Below are 18,956 nucleotides of genomic sequence, written 5' to 3'. Positions count from 1 at the left end.
AGAGGGGGAATGTTTGTTGGAGCCGGTAGTGTTAACCTCAAGTCTGCAACCGACGTCTTTGTGGCGCGTTGCTTCGTGTCCCCGTCAGGGACCACCATTCTTCCGGGAGCCTCCCCAACTGCCTGAGCAGCCTGCCTGAGCAGTTTCGAGCACGCTCCGGAACCGGCACGACACCCCCTCGCTATGTCCAGGAGTGGGCCGAGCAGGGGGATCTCGCGCCGGACCCCGCACATCTCATCTCTCCGCCGTACCCGGCGGACCACCGCCCCGGCACGGTCCGCGATCGACAAGATCACAGACCGCAGTCGGACAGCACAACCGGTCGCCGAGCCAGAAGGCCGACGTCCGCTCCAGGGAAGGACCCTTCGTGAGCGACACCACCGATCTGATGGGCGTTACTGCCGACAAGAGCGTCGACAGCGCCGCGCCCGCCGAAGGTGCTGCCACTGGCACCACCGCACGGCGCCGCCGCTCCGGCACCGGCCTCGATGGCATGGTCCTGGCCGAGCTGCAGCAGGTCGCGTCCGGCCTCGGCATCAGGGGCACTGCGCGGATGCGCAAGAGCCAGCTGATCGAGGTCATCAAGGAGGCGCAGGCCGGGGGCTCCTCCGCACCCAAGACTGCCTCCAAGGCCGCCGCGGCCCCCGCCGGCACGGACGCCGAGAGCAAGCCGAAGCGGCGTGCCACGTCCAAGGCGCGCACCGGGGACGAGGCCGCCGCCGTCTCGCCCGAGAGCAAGGCCACGGCCCAGCAGCAGATCGACATCCCCGGTCAGCCGGCCAACGAGGACCAGCCCGCGGGCGAGCGTCGTCGTCGCCGTGCGACCGCGCAGGCGGGCAGCCCCGACACCAAGACCGACGTCAGGACGGAACCGCAGGCCGAGCCGAAGAGCGAGGCCCGTGGCGACGACCGCGGCGAGGCGAAGGGCGAGGCGAAGGCCGAGTCCGCCGTCGACAACGCCGAGGGCCGCCGCGGCGACCGTCAGGAGCGCGGCCAGCGCGGTGAGCGCGGTGAGCGTGGCGACCGCGGTGAGCGTGGCGACCGCGGTGAGCGTCGCGAGCGCCAGCGTGACCGCCGCGGCAAGGGCGACGACCAGGGCCAGCAGGGCGGCGGCCAGCGGCCGCAGCGCCAGGGCCAGACCCAGGGCCAGACCCAGGGCCAGACCCAGGGCCAGACCCAGGGCCAGGGCCAGTCCGGCCAGGGCCAGCAGGGTGGCGGACCCCAGGACGACGGTTTCGACGACGAGGGCGGCCGCCGTGGCCGCCGCGGCCGTTACCGCGACCGCCGCGGGCGTCGTGGCCGCGAGGACACCTTCGCCCCCGACGTGCAGGTTGCCGACGACGACGTCCTGATCCCCGTCGCGGGCATCCTGGACATCCTCGACAACTACGCGTTCATCCGGACCTCCGGCTACCTGCCCGGTCCGAACGACGTGTACGTCTCGCTCGCACAGGTCCGCAAGAACGGCCTGCGCAAGGGTGACCACGTCACGGGCGCGGTCCGTCAGCCCAAGGACGGCGAGCGCCGCGAGAAGTTCAACGCGCTGGTCCGGCTCGACTCGGTCAACGGCATGGCGCCCGAGTCCGGCCGCAGCCGCCCGGAGTTCCAGAAGCTGACGCCGCTCTACCCGCAGGACCGGCTCCGCCTGGAGACCGACTCCAACATCCTGACCACCCGGATCATCGACATGGTCGCCCCCATCGGCAAGGGGCAGCGTGGCCTCATCGTGGCCCCGCCGAAGACCGGTAAGACCATGATCCTCCAGGCCATCGCCAACGCGATCACGGTCAACAGCCCCGAGTGCCACCTGATGGTCGTCCTGGTCGACGAGCGTCCGGAAGAGGTCACCGACATGCAGCGGTCGGTGAAGGGCGAGGTCATCTCCTCGACCTTCGACCGCCCGGCCGAGGACCACACCACGGTCGCCGAGCTGGCCATCGAGCGCGCCAAGCGTCTCGTCGAGCTGGGTCACGACGTGGTCGTCCTGCTCGACTCGATCACCCGTCTGGGCCGTGCGTACAACCTCGCGGCGCCGGCGTCCGGACGCATCCTGTCCGGCGGTGTCGACTCGACCGCGCTGTACCCGCCGAAGCGCTTCTTCGGTGCGGCGCGCAACATCGAGGACGGCGGTTCGCTGACCATCCTGGCCACCGCGCTCGTCGAGACCGGCTCGCGCATGGACGAGGTGATCTTCGAGGAGTTCAAGGGCACCGGAAACATGGAGCTCAAGCTCGACCGGAAGCTCTCGGACAAGCGGATCTTCCCCGCGGTGGACGTCGACGCGTCCAGCACCCGTAAGGAAGAGATCCTTCTCGGTACCGACGAATTGGCAGTCGTCTGGAAGCTGCGCCGGGTGCTGCACGCACTCGACCAGCAGCAGGCGATCGAGCTGCTGCTCGACCGCATGAAGAAGACCCAGTCCAACGCCGAGTTCCTTCTGCAGATTCAGAAGACGACTCCCGGCAATGGGAACGACTGACCAGAGAAGCTGAATCGGGACAGTTCAACCGTCCCTGAAATCCGCCCCGTTACTCCGGTGACGGGGCGGATTCTTTTTGTCTTCCTCCGCAGTCCCCCTTTTGTTGATCCTGGCGTAATATCTGCGTCAGTTGAGGTGGGGGGCCATCCCGGCAGCACCGTAGAGGCGAAAGCCCTTCTTTGTGCTGCCTGCTGCCCTGTTGCGGGCAGTTGTTGCCGAGCCCCCGCCGTCCACGATCCGGCGGCGCTCTCGCGTACCGCCGGTTCCGATACGAAGGATCGCCGCGTGCATATACGCACCAGGGGCGGCCGGCACTCGCGCCGGCTCAAGCTCGCCGTTCCGGCCGTGGCTGTCACGGTCCTCGCCCTCGTGGGCACGGGACTCACGATGTCCAGCTCCCAGGCCGAGGAGCCGGTTTTGACCGTCGCGGCAGGAGCCGTGGACCGGCCCGTCGCGCCGTCGGACACCGAACTGCGCGAGCGCGTGGTCAAGGCGGCCGAGGCCGACCGCAAGGCGCTCGCACCGTCCAAGCTCAACGCCACGGACGACCCCGGCCCCGCCCCGATGGTCATCGGCGGCACGGAGACGTCCCTCACCACCGCCCCGTGGATGGCGCAGCTCTGGTACGACGACGGTACCGGGGGCTTCTTCTGCGGTGGTGTGGTGATCGCGCCCACCAAGATCGCCACGGCCGCCCACTGCGTCAAGGGCTTCGACTGGGCCGCGAACGGCACGGTCGTCACCGGAGCCGTCTCCACCGAGACGACCGGCACCGGGGAAGCGAGCTGGCCCTACCGCCAGTGGAACCACCCGCTGTACAACGACAACGACGGCGCGGCCGACAACGACATCGCGGTGCTCACGCTCAGCGACCCGGTCGCCGCCAAGCCGCTGCCCGTGATGGCCAAGACGGACACGGCCCTCTACGCGGCCGGCACCCAGGCCAAGGTCTACGGCTGGGGCCGTACGAGCTCGACCGACAACGGGATCTCCACGACCCTGCGTTCGGCGACCCTGCCGATCGTCTCCGACTCGGCGTGCACCAGCTCCTACGGGAGCTGGTTCAAGGCCGGCCACATGGTCTGCGCGGGCAAGACGGGCGCGACGGACTCCGCGACGACCGGCGCCTGCAACGGCGACTCCGGCGGCCCGCTGGTGGTCGGCGGCAAGCTGGTCGGGATCGTGTCGTGGGGTATCGAGAACTGTGTCGGCGCGGGCATGTACAGCGTCTTCGCCAAGGTGAGCAGCTACGTACCCGCCATCAACGCGCGGGCGTACGACACCAATCTGAACTACGACCACCGCGCGGACCTGCTGGCCCGCAAGGCGTCGACGAACACCATGTACGGGTTCCTCTCCAACGGCAGCTCCATGTCGAAGTACACCTTCGGCAGCAACTGGGGCGGTCTCAACCTCGTGCTCCAGACGGACCTCAACCGTGACGACTACCAGGACCTGATCTACCGCACCAGCGACGGGAGCCTGTACTGGGACTGGATCAACCCGGCGACCCAGGAGTGGGAGAGCAAGCGGATCGCCACCGGCTGGAGCTCCCGCAAGCAGATCCTGTCGCCCGGCGACCTGACCGGCGACGGCCACCCCGACGTCCTGTCGACGGACTCCGCCGGTGACTTCTGGCTGTACCCCGGCAAGGGCAACGGCTCGTTCGCGGCCCGGAGCCGGATCGGTGGCGGCGGCCTCAACTACTCCATGGTGCGCGGCAGCGGTGACTTCACGAACGACGGCAAGGCCGACATCATCGCCCGCGGCGCCGGCGGCAAGATGTACCTCTTCCCGGGCACCGGCAAGGCCAGTGCGCCGTTCGCGTCGAAGAAGCTCGTGCGGACCTGGGACGTCGCCAACGCGCTCGTCACCACCGGTGACTTCAGCGGCGACGGCATCGCGGACATCATCGTCCGCGTGAAGACCGGCGAGCTGTACCTCTACCCGGGCACCGGCCGGTCCGACAGCGGGATCTTCGGCTCCCGCAAGCTCCTGGGCTCCGGGGCCGCGAGCTACAACCTGTTCGGCTGATCACAGGCACCACAGGCACCACAGGCGGCAGCACCGCTGTCAAGAGCCCCCGCGTCCTCGGACGCGGGGGCTCTTTCGACACCGCCGCGTCCGGGGACGGCGTTTCCGGCGGTCCGGGAATACGTGCGGCCCGACCCCGGTTTTGGGAGATACGCCCAGTCCTGGCAGACTGGTACGTCGGCCCCGGTTCACGGACGCGCAATCAGCGCGGACGACCCGGAGCCCTCCCGAAACTAGGAGACACCTTGAAGCGCGACATTCACCCCGAGTACGTCGAGACCCAGGTCAGCTGTACCTGCGGTGCGTCGTTCACCACCCGGAGCACCATCGGCAACGGTGCCATCCGCGCCGACGTCTGCTCCGAGTGCCACCCGTTCTACACGGGCAAGCAGAAGATCCTCGACACCGGTGGCCGCGTGGCCCGCTTCGAGGCCCGCTTCGGCAAGGCTGCCGGCTCCGCCAGCAAGTAGCGAGCCACTGCGCCGGTTCCCGGTGCCCTCATTCCAGGGGGCGTCGGGGCCGGCGTTTTTTCCGGCCGGACGTCCGGGGGACGCCCCCCGGAAACCCCGGACAGCACGCCCTCCAGCAGGCCCGTCGACGTAACTAACCAGGAGCCCCCGATGTTCGAGGCGGTCGAGGAACTGATCGGTGAACATGCCGGTCTCGAGAAGAAGCTCGCCGACCCGTCGGTCCACTCGGACCAGGCCAACGCGCGCAAGCTCAACAAGCGCTACGCGGAGCTCACCCCGATCGTCTCCACGTACCTGTCCTGGAAGCGCACCGGCGACGACATCGAGACCGCTCGCGAGTTCGCCGCCGACGACCCGGACTTCATCGCCGAGGTGAAGGACCTGGAGAAGCAGCGCGAAGCACTCACCGAGAAGCTCCGTCTCCTCCTCGTCCCGCGCGACCCCAGCGACGACAAGGACGTGCTGCTGGAGATCAAGGCGGGCGCGGGCGGCGACGAGTCCGCCCTGTTCGCCGGCGATCTGCTGCGCATGTATCTGCGCTACGCCGAGCGCGTCGGCTGGAAGACCGAGATCATCGACTCCACCGAGTCCGAGCTCGGCGGCTACAAGGACGTCCAGGTCGCCGTGAAGACCAAGGGCGGCAACGGTGCCACCGAGCCCGGCCAGGGCGTCTGGGCGCGGATGAAGTACGAGGGCGGCGTGCACCGTGTGCAGCGCGTGCCCTCCACCGAGTCCCAGGGCCGCATCCACACCTCCGCCGCCGGTGTGCTCGTCACGCCCGAGGCGGAGGAGGTCGAAGTCGAGATCCACGCCAACGACCTGCGCATCGACGTCTACCGCTCCTCCGGTCCCGGCGGCCAGTCCGTCAACACGACCGACTCCGCGGTCCGCATCACGCACCTGCCGACCGGTGTCGTGGCCTCCTGCCAGAACGAGAAGAGCCAGCTCCAGAACAAGGAGCAGGCCATGCGCATCCTGCGTTCCCGGCTCCTTGCCGCGGCCCAGGAAGCGGCCGAGCAGGAAGCCTCCGACGTCCGCCGCAGCCAGGTCCGTACCGTCGACCGCTCCGAGAAGATCCGTACGTACAACTTCCCGGAAAACCGGATCTCGGACCACCGCGTCGGCTTCAAGGCGTACAACTTGGACCAGGTGCTCGACGGTGACCTCGATGCCGTCATCCAGGCATGCGTCGACGCCGACTCGGCCGCCAAGCTCGCCAACGCGTAACCCGCCCGCCCCGCCCGTGACCCCGTACGGAGAACCGCGATGAACCTGCTGCTCGCCGAGGTGGCCCAGGCCACCCAGCGGCTGGCCGACGCCGGTGTCCCTTCACCGCGATTCGACGCCGAGGAACTCGCCGCCTACGTGCACGGCGTCAAGCGGGGCGAACTGCACAACGTGCCGGACCGGGACTTCGACGCCCGGTACTGGGAGACCATCGCCCGCCGCGAGGCCCGCGAACCCCTCCAGCACATCACCGGCCGCGCCTTCTTCCGCTATCTGGAGCTCCAGGTGGGGCCCGGTGTCTTCGTGCCCCGCCCGGAGACCGAGTCCGTCGTCGGCTGGGCCATAGACGCCGTCCGCGCGATGGACGTCGTCGAACCGCTCATCGTCGATCTCTGTACGGGATCGGGTGCCATCGCCCTCGCGATGGCACAGGAGGTGCCGCGCTCGCGTGTGCACGGCGTGGAGCTGTCCGAGGACGCCCTCACATGGACCAGGAAGAACGCCGAGGGGTCCAGGGTCACCGTGCACCGCGGAGACGCGGCTACGGCCCTTCCCGAGCTCGACGGCCAGGTGGACCTGGTCATCTCCAACCCGCCGTACATCCCGCTCACCGAGTGGGAGTACGTGGCACCCGAGGCCCGTGACCACGACCCGGAGATGGCCCTCTTCTCCGGCGAGGACGGCCTCGACCTCATCCGGTCCATCGAGCGGACCGCGCACCGCCTGCTGCGCCCCGGCGGCCTCGTCGTCATCGAGCACGCCGACACCCAGGGCGGCCAGGTGCCGTGGATCTTCACCGAGGAGCGGGGCTGGGCCGACGCGGCCGACCACCCCGACCTGAACAACCGGCCCCGTTTCGCGACCGCCCGCAGGGCCATGCCGTGACCGGTGATCCGGACCCGCACCACCCGTTGTACCCGCCCTACCCGTACATGCTTGAGGAGGCCGGCTGATGGCACGGCGATACGACTGCAACGACGCGACCGACCGTACGACCGGCCTGCGTGAGGCCGCGTCCGCCGTCCGCCGCGGCGAACTGGTCGTGCTGCCCACCGACACCGTGTACGGGATCGGTGCGGATGCCTTCAGCTCCGAGGGCGTCAGCGATCTGCTCGACGCCAAGGGCCGCGGCCGCAACATGCCGACCCCTGTCCTGATCGGCTCCCCGAACACCCTGCACGGCCTGGTCACGGACTTCTCCGAGCAGGCGTGGGAGCTCGTCGACGCGTTCTGGCCCGGCGCGCTCACCCTCGTCGCCAAGCACCAGCCCTCGCTCCAGTGGGACCTCGGCGACACCCGGGGCACCGTCGCCATCCGGATGCCCCTGCACCCCGTCGCCATCGAGCTGCTCACCGAGGTCGGCCCGATGGCCGTCTCCAGCGCCAACCTCACCGGACACCCCTCCCCGGAGGACTGCGACGCCGCCCAGGAGATGCTGGGCGACTCCGTCTCCGTCTACCTCGACGGCGGACCGACGCCCGGTATCGTGCCGTCCTCCATCGTCGACGTCACGGGCAAGATCCCGGTCCTGCTGCGCGCCGGCGCGCTCTCCGTAGAGGAGCTGCGCAAGGTGGTACCCGACCTCGAGGTGGCCAATTGACCGCCCCTGAGGGGCGTGGCATAGCGGGGCAGACCGACACTTTCCGCATCCTCCACGTCAGCACCGGCAACGTCTGCCGCTCGCCCATCACCGAGCGGCTGACCCGTCATGCCCTGGTGGACCGCCTCGGCGATCCGCTCAGCGGCGGCCTGATCGTGGAGAGCGCGGGCACCTGGGGGCACGAAGGCGCACCCATGGAGGCCAACGCCGAAGTGGTCCTCGCCGATTTCGGCGCGGACGCCACGGGGTTCGTCGGCCGCGAACTGCTCGACGAGCACGTGATCCGCGCCGACCTCGTGCTCACCGCCACCCGTGACCACCGGGCCCAGGTGATCTCGATGGGCCACTCGGCCGGGCTGCGGACGTTCACGCTCAAGGAGTTCACCCGGCTCGTCCGGGCCATAGACCCCGCCACGCTCCCGGACCCGCGCGGCGAGGGTGTCGTCGAGCGCGCCCGCGCCCTGGTGCGGGCGGCGGCGGCGCTGCGCGGCTGGCTGCTGGCCCCCACCGCCGAGGCGGACGAGGTGTACGACCCGTACGGCGCCCCGATCACGTTCTTCCGTTCCATCGGCGACGAGATCAACCAGGCCCTCGACCCGGTCGTCACCGCACTGACGGGCGTACGGACTCCGCACTGAGCCCTATGGCGCACCGGCCGTGCGCCGACCGGCGTACCGGGCCGTCCGGCAGCGGGCACGGCCGCACACACGGGCCTACATTGGTCGCAGAGCCCACCCCTCCCCAGGCCCGGAGCCGTCACATGCCGGTCACCACTCCAGCCGCACCCGCAGCCGTGTCCCGCTCGCGGACAGCCCTCCCGCAGGACTTCGGCGCCCTGCTCCGCGAGGACCCGGAGATCGCCGATGTGCTGCTGGGGGAGGTGAACCGGCAGGCGGGCACCCTCCAGCTGATCGCCGCCGAGAACTTCACCTCGCCCGCGGTCCTCGCCGCCCTCGGCTCCCCGCTCGCCAACAAGTACGCCGAGGGCTACCCAGGCGCCCGTCACCACGGCGGCTGCGAACAGGCGGACGCCGCCGAACGCATCGCGATCCGGCGGGCCACCGCGCTCTTCGGCGCCGAGCACGCCAACGTCCAGCCGCACTCCGGCTCCTCCGCCGTCCTCGCGGCCTACGCCGCCCTGCTGCGGCCCGGCGACACGGTGCTGGCCATGGGGCTCCCGTACGGGGGACACCTCACCCATGGCTCGCCCGGCAACTTCTCCGGCCGCTGGTTCGAGTTCGTCGGCTACGGCGTGAACCCCGACAGCGGTCTGATCGACTACACACAGGTCCGCGCCCTGGCCCGGGCCCGGCGCCCCAAGGCGATCGTGTGCGGTTCCATCTCGTACCCCCGGCACCCCGACTACGAGCTGTTCCGGGAGATCGCCGACGAGGTCGGTGCCTATCTGATCGCGGACGCCGCCCACCCGATGGGCCTGATCGCCGGGGGAGCGGCGCCCAGCCCCGTGCCGTACGCGGACGTGGTGTGCGCCACCACGCACAAGGTGCTGCGCGGACCGCGCGGCGGCATGATCCTGTGCGGTCCGGAACTGGCGGAACGGATCGACCGGGCGGTGTTCCCCTTCACCCAGGGCGGCGCCCAGATGCACTCGGTCGCGGCGAAGGCCGTCGCCTTCGGCGAGGCGGCGACCCCGGCGTTCACGCTCTACGCCCATCGGGTCGTCGCCCACGCCCGGGTACTCGCCGCCGGTCTGGAGGCCGAGGGCTTCGACGTCACCACCGAGGGAACCGACACCCACCTGATCGTCGCGGACCCTGCCCCCCTGGGCGTCGACGGCCGCACCGCACGGGAGCGGCTGGCCGCGGCGGGCATGGTCCTGGACACCTGCGCGCTGCCCTACGGCGACGCCCGGGGCATCCGGCTGGGCACGGCCGCCGTCACCACCCAGGGCATGGACGAGGCCGACATGGTGCGGATCGCGGAGCTCTTCGGCGCGGCGGTCCGGGAGGCCGACGACCCCGGTCATCTGCTGGCGGAGGTGCGCGAACTCACGGAGCGGAATCCCCCCTATCCGGGGTAGGCGAAGAAGGTGCAACCATCTCCCGTACCGTGGAGTCCTTGTTCCTGAGGCTAGGGTGTGGGGCTGAGATGGCCGGCGATTTCTGTGGGGCAGCCCGTGCGTGATTACCTGCTGACGCTCTGTGTCACGGCCGCAGTTACCTATCTGCTGACCGGACCGGTGCGTAAGTTCGCCATCGCGATCGGGGCCATGCCCGCGATCCGGGCGCGCGACGTACACCGAGAACCGACACCGCGGCTCGGTGGCATCGCCATGTTCGGCGGACTGTGCGCGGGACTGATCGTCGCCGCCCATCTGAACAACCTCACGGATGTCTTCGAACTCTCCAACGAGCCAAGGGCGTTGCTCTCCGGCGCCGCGCTGATCTGGCTGATCGGCGTCCTGGACGACAAGTTCGAACTCGACGCGCTGATCAAGCTCGGCGGACAGATGATCGCCGCGGCCGTCATGGTCATCCAGGGCCTCACGGTGCTGTGGCTGCCGATCCCCGGCGTGGGCACGGTCGCCCTCACCCAGTGGCAGGGCACGCTGCTCACGGTCGCGCTGGTCGTCATCACGATCAACGCCGTCAACTTCGTGGACGGCCTGGACGGCCTGGCGGCCGGCATGGTGTGCATCGCCTCGGCCGCGTTCTTCCTCTACACCTACCGGCTCTGGTACGGATACGGGATCGAGGCGGCGGCCCCCGCGACGCTCTTCGCGGCGATCCTGATGGGCATGTGCCTCGGCTTCCTGCCGCACAACATGCACCCCGCGCGGATCTTCATGGGCGACTCCGGATCGATGCTGATCGGTCTCGTCCTCGCGGCGGGCGCGATCTCCGTCACGGGGCAGGTCGACCCGGACACGATGAAGCTGTTCGAGGGCAGTGAGCGGCAGGCGACCCACGCGATGCTGCCGGTCTTCATCCCGCTGCTGCTGCCGCTGACGATCATCGCGATCCCGGCCGCGGACCTGGTGCTGGCGATCGTGCGGCGTACCTGGAACGGTCAGTCGCCGTTCGCCGCCGACCGAGGACATCTGCACCACCGGCTGCTGGAGATCGGGCACTCCCACAGCCGGGCCGTCATGATCATGTACTTCTGGTCCGCGCTGATCGCCTTCGGTGCGGTGGGGTACTCGGTCCACTCGGCGTCGATGTGGATCGTGCTCGCGATCATGGGGGCGAGCGCCGTGGGTCTGATCCTGCTGCTGATGCCCCGCTTCACGCCCCGGACCCCTGACTGGGCCGACTCCTTCGTACCGCCCCGTTACCGGCGCCGCAGGCACGCCGCCAAGTCGGAACGTGTGGTCGCTTTCGGGCAACAGGGCCCGGACGGCCCGGAGATGGCCTCGGAGGCCGCTGAGCGGACCCCGGTGGCCGTCGGGGTCTCGGGCGTCAACGGGGCGACGGCGATCGGCTCCCGCGCGCGTACGCACGACCAGCGCAGGGCCGATTCATCGCGTTGACGTTTCGGCAGCGCATGCCCATTACCATGCAATGTGTGGGTTTGTCCCGCGCAAACGCGCAGGGTCGCTCTCATGTGTGACAGTGGGCACACTTTTCAGGTAAAGACCTCATCAAATAGTTTGTGATAGCGTTCACGAGACCCGGTGATAGAGCCGAAGGACCTTGGTAAGAGGGTCCATTGGCCGAGCTTCGACTCGCGCCGGGCCTACGCTCGTCCATGACGACACCACTGCCCACCCCCTGCAAAGCGGAGTTGCCGCCATGCCGTCCAACGACGTCCGGACTCTCCTCCAGACCGCCGTGCCCACTGCTGTCGTCGGCGCTGTCGCCGCCGTGATCAGCGGTGTGGTCGCCGGCGGCAAGGGAGCCCTGGGCGCGGTCGTTGCGACGCTGGTGGTGATCCTCTTCATGGGGATCGGGCTCGTCGTCCTGCAACGGACCGCCAGGTCCCTCCCGCATCTGTTCCAGGCGATGGGGCTGATGCTGTACACGGCACAGCTCCTGCTGCTGTTCATCTTCGTCGCCGCGTTCAAGAACACCGAGGTGTTCAACCCGAAGGCTTTCGCGATCACGCTGGTCGCGACGACTCTCGCGTGGATCGGCGCACAGGCGCGTGCGCACATGACGGCCAAGATCCTTTACGTCGAACCCGACTCCGACAAGGGCGACAAGCCCAAGAACACGGGGTCGTCGACGTGAAGGGTAGGGGCGGAATAAGTGCGGGTCCGGGACCCTGCTATCGTCCGGTTCCAACTGCGGCACTGCGGGCGCGGGCATGTGAGCTGACGCCTGCTCGATCGCGAGGCTCAATGCCTGACTGCCGCTCACACATCCGTAACACCAGTCCAGTGCCGAACCGCGGCTGCGCGCCGCGCCGACACAACGAGGTTGCCGTACCTATGCGCCACGCTGAAGGAGCCCGCGGTGAGTGCTGACCCGACACAGGTGCTCGCCTTCGAGACCGATTGCCACATCTTCGACGGTTGTGGTTTCCCGGCACCCGGCTTGCACTCGTTCCTGTTCGAGCCGCTGTGGGGTGACCCGGACAGCAACTTGTACTTCAACAAGCCGATGCTCCTGGCGCTCCTCGGCTCGATCATCATCGTCGGCTTCTTCTGGGCGGCTTTCCGCAAGCCCAAGATGGTCCCCGGCAAGCTGCAGTCGATCGCGGAGATGGGGTACGACTTCATCCGCCGCGGCATCGTCTACGAGACGATCGGCAAGCGCGAGGGTGAGAAGTACGTCCCCCTCGTCGTCTCGCTGTTCTTCTTCGTCTGGATGATGAACCTCTGGTCGATCATTCCGGTCGCCCAGTTCCCGGTGACGTCGATCATCGCGTACCCCGCGGTGCTCGCGCTCATCGTGTACGTGACGTGGGTCAGCCTGACCTTCAAGCGTCACGGCTTCGTCGGGGCGTTCAAGAACATCACTGGCTACGACAAGTCGCTCGGCCCGGTGCTTCCGCTCGCCATGCTCATCGAGTTCTTCTCGAACCTGCTGGTGCGGCCGTTCACCCACGCGGTGCGACTCTTCGCGAACATGTTCGCAGGACACACGCTCCTGCTGCTGTTCACGATCGCCAGCTGGTACCTGCTCAACGGCATCGGGTTCGCCTACGCCGGCGTCTCGTTCGTGATGGTCATCGTGATGACCGCCTTTGAGCTTTTCATCCAGGCGTTGCAGGCATATGTCTTCGTGCTCCTGACCTGCACCTACATTCAGGGCGCGCTCGCCAAGCACCACTGAGCATCCCGCGCTCCGACCCTTAAGTCGTCCGGTGGCCAACCCCCACTGGTCCGTGAAAGAGAAGGAAGAACTGGCATGTCCCAGACCCTTGCTGCCGTCAGCGGCTCCCTCGGCTCCATCGGTTACGGCCTCGCTGCCATCGGTCCCGGCGTCGGCGTCGGCATCATCTTCGGTAACGGCACCCAGGCTCTCGCCCGTCAGCCCGAGGCTGCCGGTCTCATCCGCGCCAACCAGATCCTCGGCTTCGCCTTCTGTGAGGCGCTCGCCCTCATCGGTCTGGTCATGCCGTTCGTCTACGGCAAGTAGTGGTCCTCGGATCCACGACCAGCCCACCAGACGAAAGGCAATGATGTGAGCCAGCTGCTTACGGTCGCGGCCGAGGAACTTGAAAATCCCCTCGTCCCGCCGATTCCAGAGCTCGTCATCGGCCTCATCGCCTTCCTCATCGTCTTCGGCTTCCTCGCCAAGAAGCTCCTCCCGAACATCAACAAGGTTCTGGACGAGCGTCGCGAGGCCATCGAAGGCGGTATCGAAAAGGCCGATGCGGCCCAGACCGAGGCCCAGAGCGTTCTTGAGCAGTACAAGGCTCAGCTCGCCGAGGCCCGCCACGAAGCCGCTCGTATGCGCCAGGAGGCGCAGGAGCAGGGCGTCGTCATCATCCAGGAGATGAGGGCGGAAGGTCAGCGGCAGCGCGAGGAAATCGTCGCCGCCGGCCACGCCCAGATCGAGGCCGACCGCAAGGCCGCGTCCTCCGCGCTGCGTCAGGACGTGGGCACGCTCGCCACCGCCCTGGCAGGCAAGCTCGTCGGAGAGTCCCTCGAGGACCACGCCCGGCAGAGCGGTACCGTCGACCGTTTCCTCGATGAACTCGAGGCGAAGGCCGAGGCCGTCCGATGAACGGAGCGAGCCGCGAGGCGCTGGCTGCCGCACGTGAGCGTCTCGACGCACTGACCGACAATTCCCCTCGCTACGCTGGGGAGACCCCATCGTCGGTCGCTGAGTCGGCGAAGCTCGCCGAGGAGCTGGCAGCCGTCACCGCGCTGCTCCACCGCGAGGTATCGCTGCGCCGGGTCCTCACCGACCCGTCGCAGAGCGGCGAGGCCAAGGCCGAGCTGGCCGGGCGACTGCTGAGCGGTCAGGTGGGCGGCGAAGCCGTGGACCTGGTCTCCGGCATGGTCCGTTCCCGTTGGTCGCAGTCGCGTGACCTGGTCGACTCGGTCGAGGAGCTGGCGAACACCGCAGACCTCACCGCGGCCCAGCGCGCGGGTGCACTCGACGACGTCGAGGACGAGCTCTTCCGGTTCGGCCGGATCGTCGGTTCCGCCAAGGAACTGCGTTCCGCGCTGACCAGCCGGACCGCGTCCACCGCCGCCAAGGGCGAGCTGCTCCGCAGCCTGCTCGGCGGCAAGGCGCAGCCCGTCACCGAGCGAATCGTCACGCGCCTCGTGACCCAGCCCCGTGGACGTAGCCTGGAGGCGGGACTCGACTCCCTGTCCAAGCTCGCCGCGGAGCGCCGGGACCGCATGGTCGCCGTCGTCACCTCGGCGGTACCGCTGTCCGATCGGCAGAAGCAGCGCCTCGGCGCCGCCCTGGCGAAGATCTACGGCCGGCAGATGCACCTGAACCTGGACGTGGACCCCGCGGTCCTCGGCGGGATCTCTGTGCGCGTCGGTGACGAGGTCATCAACGGCACGATCGCGGAGCGCCTCGAAGAGGTCACCCGCCGGATGGCCGGCTGACAGCGCGCAGCGCACAAGTACCACCTGAACGAGCAAGAACAGCGGCCCGGTTGGGCCGTGCAGAAATTGCAGAAGATTCCTGGGGGTCGCCCCCAGACCCCCTTAAGAAACTTCGGGCCCAACAAGGAGAGCAGGGAACCCAGATGGCGGAGCTCACGATCCGGCCGGAGGAGATCCGGGACGCACTGGAGAACTTTGTCCAGTCGTACAAGCCGGACGCGGCCTCGCGCGAGGAGGTCGGTACGGTCAGCGCTGCCGGCGACGGCATCGCGAAGGTGGAGGGTCTGCCCTCCGCCATGGCGAACGAGCTGCTGAAGTTCGAGGACGGAACCCTCGGTCTCGCCCTCAACCTCGAGGAGCGCGAGATCGGTGCGATCGTCCTCGGCGAGTTCAGCGGAATCGAAGAGGGCCAGCCGGTGCAGCGCACCGGTGAGGTGCTCTCCGTCGGCGTCGGCGAGGGTTACCTCGGCCGCGTCGTCGACCCGCTCGGCAACCCGATCGACGGTCTCGGCGAGATCGCGACGGACAGCCGTCGCGCCCTCGAGCTGCAGGCCCCTGGCGTCATGGTCCGCAAGTCGGTGCACGAGCCGATGCAGACCGGCTACAAGGCCGTCGACGCCATGGTGCCGATCGGCCGTGGCCAGCGTCAGCTGATCATCGGTGACCGTCAGACGGGTAAGACCGCTCTGGCTGTCGACACGATCATCAACCAGCGCGACAACTGGCGCTCGGGCGACGTGAACAAGCAGGTGCGCTGCATCTACGTCGCCATCGGTCAGAAGGGGTCCACCATCGCCTCCGTGCGTGGTGCCCTCGAAGAGGCCGGCGCCCTGGAGTACACGACCATCGTCGCCGCCCCGGCGTCCGACCCGGCCGGCTTCAAGTACCTGGCGCCGTACACCGGTTCGGCCATCGGCCAGCACTGGATGTACGCCGGCAAGCACGTCCTGATCATCTTCGACGACCTGTCGAAGCAGGCCGACGCCTACCGCGCCGTGTCGCTGCTGCTGCGCCGCCCGCCGGGCCGTGAGGCGTACCCGGGCGACGTCTTCTACCTGCACTCGCGTCTGCTGGAGCGTTGCGCCAAGCTCTCCGACGAGATGGGCAAGGGCTCGATGACGGGCCTCCCGATCGTCGAGACCAAGGCGAACGACGTGTCGGCGTTCATTCCGACCAACGTCATCTCCATCACCGACGGCCAGTGCTTCCTGGAGTCCGACCTGTTCAACGCGGGTCAGCGTCCGGCGCTCAACGTCGGTATCTCGGTCTCCCGAGTCGGTGGCTCCGCCCAGCACAAGGCCATGAAGCAGGTCTCCGGCCGTCTTCGCGTGGACCTCGCCCAGTACCGCGAGCTGGAGGCGTTCGCCGCCTTCGGTTCCGACCTGGACGCGGCCTCCAAGGCTTCGCTGGAGCGCGGTAAGCGCATGGTCGAGCTGTTGAAGCAGCCGCAGTACGCCCCCTTCCCCGTCGAGGAGCAGGTCGTCTCCGTCTGGGCCGGCACCACCGGCAAGATGGACGACGTCCCGGTCGAGGACATCCGTCGCTTCGAGGGCGAGCTGCTGGAGTACCTGCGCCGCGAGCGCAAGGACCTCCTGACCAGCATCGCCGAGGGCGGCAAGATGTCCGACGACACGCTGCAGTCGATCGCTGACGCGATCGCCGCCTTCAAGCAGCAGTTCGAGACCTCGGACGGCAAGCTTCTGGGCGAGGGCTGATAGATGGGCGCTCAGCTTCGCGTTTACAAGCGCCGCATCCAAGCCGTCACCGCGACCAAGAAGATCACCAAGGCGATGGAAATGATCGCCGCCTCGCGCATCGTCAAGGCGCAGCGCAAGGTGCAGGCTTCGATGCCGTACGCAACCGAGCTGAACCGCGCGGTGACCGCGGTGGCGACGGGTTCCTCCACCAAGCACCCGCTCACCACCGAAGCCGAGTCCCCGGCCCGTGCCGCGGTCCTGCTCATCACGAGCGACCGCGGTCTGGCCGGCGGCTACTCCTCCAACGCCATCAAGGCGGCGGAGCGGCTCCGGGAGCGGCTCGCGGGTGAGGGCAAGGAGGTCGACACGTACATCGTCGGCCGCAAGGGTGTCGCCTACTACGGCTTCCGCGAGCGCAAGGTCGCGGAGTCGTGGACCGGCTTCACCGACAGCCCTGCGTACGGGGATGCCAAGAACGTCGCCGCGCCGCTGATCGAGGCCATCACGAAGGACTCGGCCGAGGGCGGCGTCGACGAACTGCACATCGTCTTCACCGAGTTCGTGTCGATGATGACGCAGAACCCGGTGGACAACCGGATGCTGCCCCTCTCGCTCGACAAGGTCTCGGAAGAGAGCGGCACGAAGGGCGAGATCCTTCCGCTGTTCGACTTCGAGCCGTCGGCGGAGGACGTCCTCGACGCCCTCCTGCCGCGCTACGTCGAGAGCCGTATCTACAACGCACTGCTGCAGGCCGCCGCTTCCGAGCACGCTGCCCGCCGCCGCGCGATGAAGTCGGCGACCGACAACGCCGGGGACCTCATCAAGAGCCTCTCCCGGCTTGCCAACGCGGCCCGCCAGGCCGAAATCACCCAGGAAATCAGCGAGATCGTCGGCGGTGCCAGTGCTCTGGCCGACGCGACCGCGGGGAGTGACAAGTAAATGACGACGACTACCGACAGCGTTGTGACGGCCGCTGCCACGGGCCGCGTCGCCCGGGTCATCGGCCCGGTCGTCGACGTGGAGTTCCCCGTCGACGCGATGCCGGAGATCTACAACGCGCTGCACGTCTCCGTCGACGACCCGGCCGAGGACGGCGCGCGCAAGCTGCTGACCCTCGAAGTCGCCCAGCACCTGGGTGACGGCGTGGTCCGTGCGATCTCGATGCAGCCCACCGACGGTCTGGTCCGCCAGGCCCCGGTGACCGACACCGGCAAGGGCATCATGGTGCCGGTCGGTGACATCACCAAGGGCAAGGTGTTCAACACCCTCGGTCAGATCCTGAACGACCCGGAAGCCGAAGCTCAGATCACCGAGCGCTGGCCGATCCACCGCAAGGCCCCGGCCTTCGACCAGCTCGAGTCCAAGACCGAGATGTTCGAGACCGGCCTGAAGGTCGTCGACCTGCTGACCCCGTACGTCAAGGGCGGCAAGATCGGTCTGTTCGGTGGTGCGGGCGTCGGCAAGACGGTCCTCATCCAGGAAATGATCATGCGTGTGGCGAAGCTGCACGACGGTGTGTCGGTGTTCGCCGGCGTCGGTGAGCGTACCCGTGAGGGCAACGACCTCATCGACGAGATGACGGAGTCGGGCGTTCTGGAGAAGACCGCACTGGTCTTCGGCCAGATGGACGAGCCGCCGGGCACGCGTCTTCGCGTGGCCCTGTCCGCCCTGACCATGGCGGAGTACTTCCGCGATGTGCAGAAGCAGGACGTGCTGCTCTTCATCGACAACATCTTCCGCTTCACGCAGGCCGGTTCCGAGGTCTCCACGCTGCTCGGCCGTATGCCGTCCGCAGTGGGTTACCAGCCGACCCTGGCCGACGAGATGGGTGTGCTCCAGGAGCGCATCACCTCGACGCGTGGTCACTCGATCACCTCGATGCAGGCGATCTACGTCCCCGCGGACGACCTGACCGACCCGGCCCCGGCCACCACGTTCGCCCACCTCGACGCGACGACGGTTCTTTCCCGTCCGATCTCCGAGAAGGGCATCTACCCGGCCGTGGACCCGCTGGACTCCACGTCCCGCATCCTGGACCCGCGCTACATCACGCAGGACCACTACGACACGGCCACCCGTGTCAAGGGAATCCTGCAGAAGTACAAGGACCTCCAGGACATCATCGCGATCCTCGGTATCGACGAGCTGGGCGAGGAGGACAAGCTTGTTGTCCACCGTGCCCGTCGCGTCGAGCGCTTCCTGTCGCAGAACACCCACGCCGCCAAGCAGTTCACCGGCCTGGACGGTTCGGACGTGCCGCTCGACGAGTCGATCGCCGCGTTCAACTCGATCTGCGACGGTGAGTACGACCACTTCCCGGAGCAGGCGTTCTTCATGTGCGGTGGCATTGAGGACCTCAAGGCCAACGCCAAGGAGCTCGGCGTCTCCTGAGCCTCCGGCTCACCGAGGGGGGTGGGTGTGTCCCGCCCCCCTCACCACGCCCCGTAGAATTGACCCAACACCCGGCTCGACC

The 18,956-nt window shown here is 68.4% G+C and carries 17 protein-coding genes; all 17 read left to right on the top strand.

The window, feature by feature from the left end; all coding sequences use genetic code 11:
- Window positions 1–367: 367 nt before the first annotated feature.
- The 17 genes from rho to atpD all read left to right on the top strand — a co-directional run bounded on the left by rho (window position 368) and on the right by atpD (window position 18,874).
- Window positions 368–2,479, top strand: a complete 2,112-nt coding sequence (rho, locus tag F0344_RS09990; RefSeq protein WP_185298445.1) for a transcription termination factor Rho — start codon at window positions 368–370, stop codon at window positions 2,477–2,479.
- A 285-nt stretch (window positions 2,480–2,764) separates the two neighbouring features.
- Window positions 2,765–4,513: a trypsin-like serine protease gene (locus tag F0344_RS09985; protein WP_185298444.1), complete on the top strand. Its 1,749-nt coding sequence runs from the start codon at window positions 2,765–2,767 to the stop codon at window positions 4,511–4,513.
- Between the two features lie 245 nt (window positions 4,514–4,758).
- Complete coding sequence (rpmE, locus tag F0344_RS09980; RefSeq protein ID WP_185298443.1) at window positions 4,759–4,983, top strand: 50S ribosomal protein L31; 225 nt, start codon at window positions 4,759–4,761, stop codon at window positions 4,981–4,983.
- Between the two features lie 150 nt (window positions 4,984–5,133).
- Window positions 5,134–6,210 (top strand): peptide chain release factor 1, encoded by a 1,077-nt coding sequence (gene prfA, locus F0344_RS09975; RefSeq protein WP_185298442.1) that lies wholly within the window; start codon window positions 5,134–5,136, stop codon window positions 6,208–6,210.
- A 39-nt stretch (window positions 6,211–6,249) separates the two neighbouring features.
- Window positions 6,250–7,095: a peptide chain release factor N(5)-glutamine methyltransferase gene (gene prmC / locus F0344_RS09970; protein WP_185298441.1), complete on the top strand. Its 846-nt coding sequence runs from the start codon at window positions 6,250–6,252 to the stop codon at window positions 7,093–7,095.
- Window positions 7,096–7,162: 67 nt separating this feature from the next.
- Entirely contained in the window at window positions 7,163–7,810 is a 648-nt protein-coding gene (locus F0344_RS09965; protein WP_185298440.1) for an L-threonylcarbamoyladenylate synthase, read from the top strand.
- A complete protein-coding gene (locus F0344_RS09960; protein WP_185298439.1) occupies window positions 7,807–8,448 on the top strand; it encodes an arsenate reductase/protein-tyrosine-phosphatase family protein in 642 nt (213 codons plus the stop codon). The genes F0344_RS09965 and F0344_RS09960 overlap by 4 nt, the downstream gene beginning before the upstream one ends.
- A 122-nt stretch (window positions 8,449–8,570) precedes the next feature.
- Window positions 8,571–9,851: a serine hydroxymethyltransferase gene (gene glyA, locus F0344_RS09955; protein ID WP_185298438.1), complete on the top strand. Its 1,281-nt coding sequence runs from the start codon at window positions 8,571–8,573 to the stop codon at window positions 9,849–9,851.
- A gap of 84 nt (window positions 9,852–9,935) precedes the next feature.
- Window positions 9,936–11,300 (top strand): MraY family glycosyltransferase, encoded by a 1,365-nt coding sequence (locus F0344_RS09950; RefSeq protein ID WP_185298437.1) that lies wholly within the window; start codon window positions 9,936–9,938, stop codon window positions 11,298–11,300.
- 262 nt (window positions 11,301–11,562) lie between these two features.
- Window positions 11,563–12,000: a hypothetical protein gene (locus tag F0344_RS09945; RefSeq protein ID WP_185298436.1), complete on the top strand. Its 438-nt coding sequence runs from the start codon at window positions 11,563–11,565 to the stop codon at window positions 11,998–12,000.
- 225 nt (window positions 12,001–12,225) lie between these two features.
- On the top strand, window positions 12,226–13,047 hold the full coding sequence (gene atpB / locus F0344_RS09940) for a F0F1 ATP synthase subunit A (RefSeq protein ID WP_185298435.1): 822 nt from the start codon (window positions 12,226–12,228) through the stop codon (window positions 13,045–13,047).
- 75 nt (window positions 13,048–13,122) lie between these two features.
- Window positions 13,123–13,353: an ATP synthase F0 subunit C gene (atpE, locus tag F0344_RS09935; RefSeq protein WP_024884520.1), complete on the top strand. Its 231-nt coding sequence runs from the start codon at window positions 13,123–13,125 to the stop codon at window positions 13,351–13,353.
- Window positions 13,354–13,398: 45 nt separating this feature from the next.
- Window positions 13,399–13,944 carry a F0F1 ATP synthase subunit B gene (locus tag F0344_RS09930; RefSeq protein WP_185298434.1) on the top strand — a complete coding sequence of 182 codons (546 nt, stop codon included), beginning with the start codon at window positions 13,399–13,401 and terminating at the stop codon, window positions 13,942–13,944.
- The gene (locus tag F0344_RS09925; RefSeq protein ID WP_185298433.1) at window positions 13,941–14,786 is read left to right on the top strand and encodes a F0F1 ATP synthase subunit delta; all 846 of its coding nucleotides are present in this window, start codon (window positions 13,941–13,943) and stop codon (window positions 14,784–14,786) included. Before F0344_RS09930 ends, F0344_RS09925 begins: the two co-directional genes overlap by 4 nt.
- A gap of 143 nt (window positions 14,787–14,929) precedes the next feature.
- Window positions 14,930–16,501 carry a F0F1 ATP synthase subunit alpha gene (gene atpA, locus F0344_RS09920; protein WP_185298432.1) on the top strand — a complete coding sequence of 524 codons (1,572 nt, stop codon included), beginning with the start codon at window positions 14,930–14,932 and terminating at the stop codon, window positions 16,499–16,501.
- 3 nt (window positions 16,502–16,504) lie between these two features.
- The gene (locus F0344_RS09915; RefSeq protein WP_185298431.1) at window positions 16,505–17,422 is read left to right on the top strand and encodes a F0F1 ATP synthase subunit gamma; all 918 of its coding nucleotides are present in this window, start codon (window positions 16,505–16,507) and stop codon (window positions 17,420–17,422) included.
- Window positions 17,423–18,874 (top strand): F0F1 ATP synthase subunit beta, encoded by a 1,452-nt coding sequence (gene atpD, locus F0344_RS09910; RefSeq protein ID WP_185298430.1) that lies wholly within the window; start codon window positions 17,423–17,425, stop codon window positions 18,872–18,874.
- Window positions 18,875–18,956 lie beyond the last annotated feature (82 nt).

Source organism: Streptomyces finlayi, from assembly GCF_014216315.1.
In the GTDB taxonomy this organism is placed as follows: domain Bacteria; phylum Actinomycetota; class Actinomycetes; order Streptomycetales; family Streptomycetaceae; genus Streptomyces; species Streptomyces finlayi_A.
This window is presented reverse-complemented; position numbering and strand designations above follow the sequence as displayed.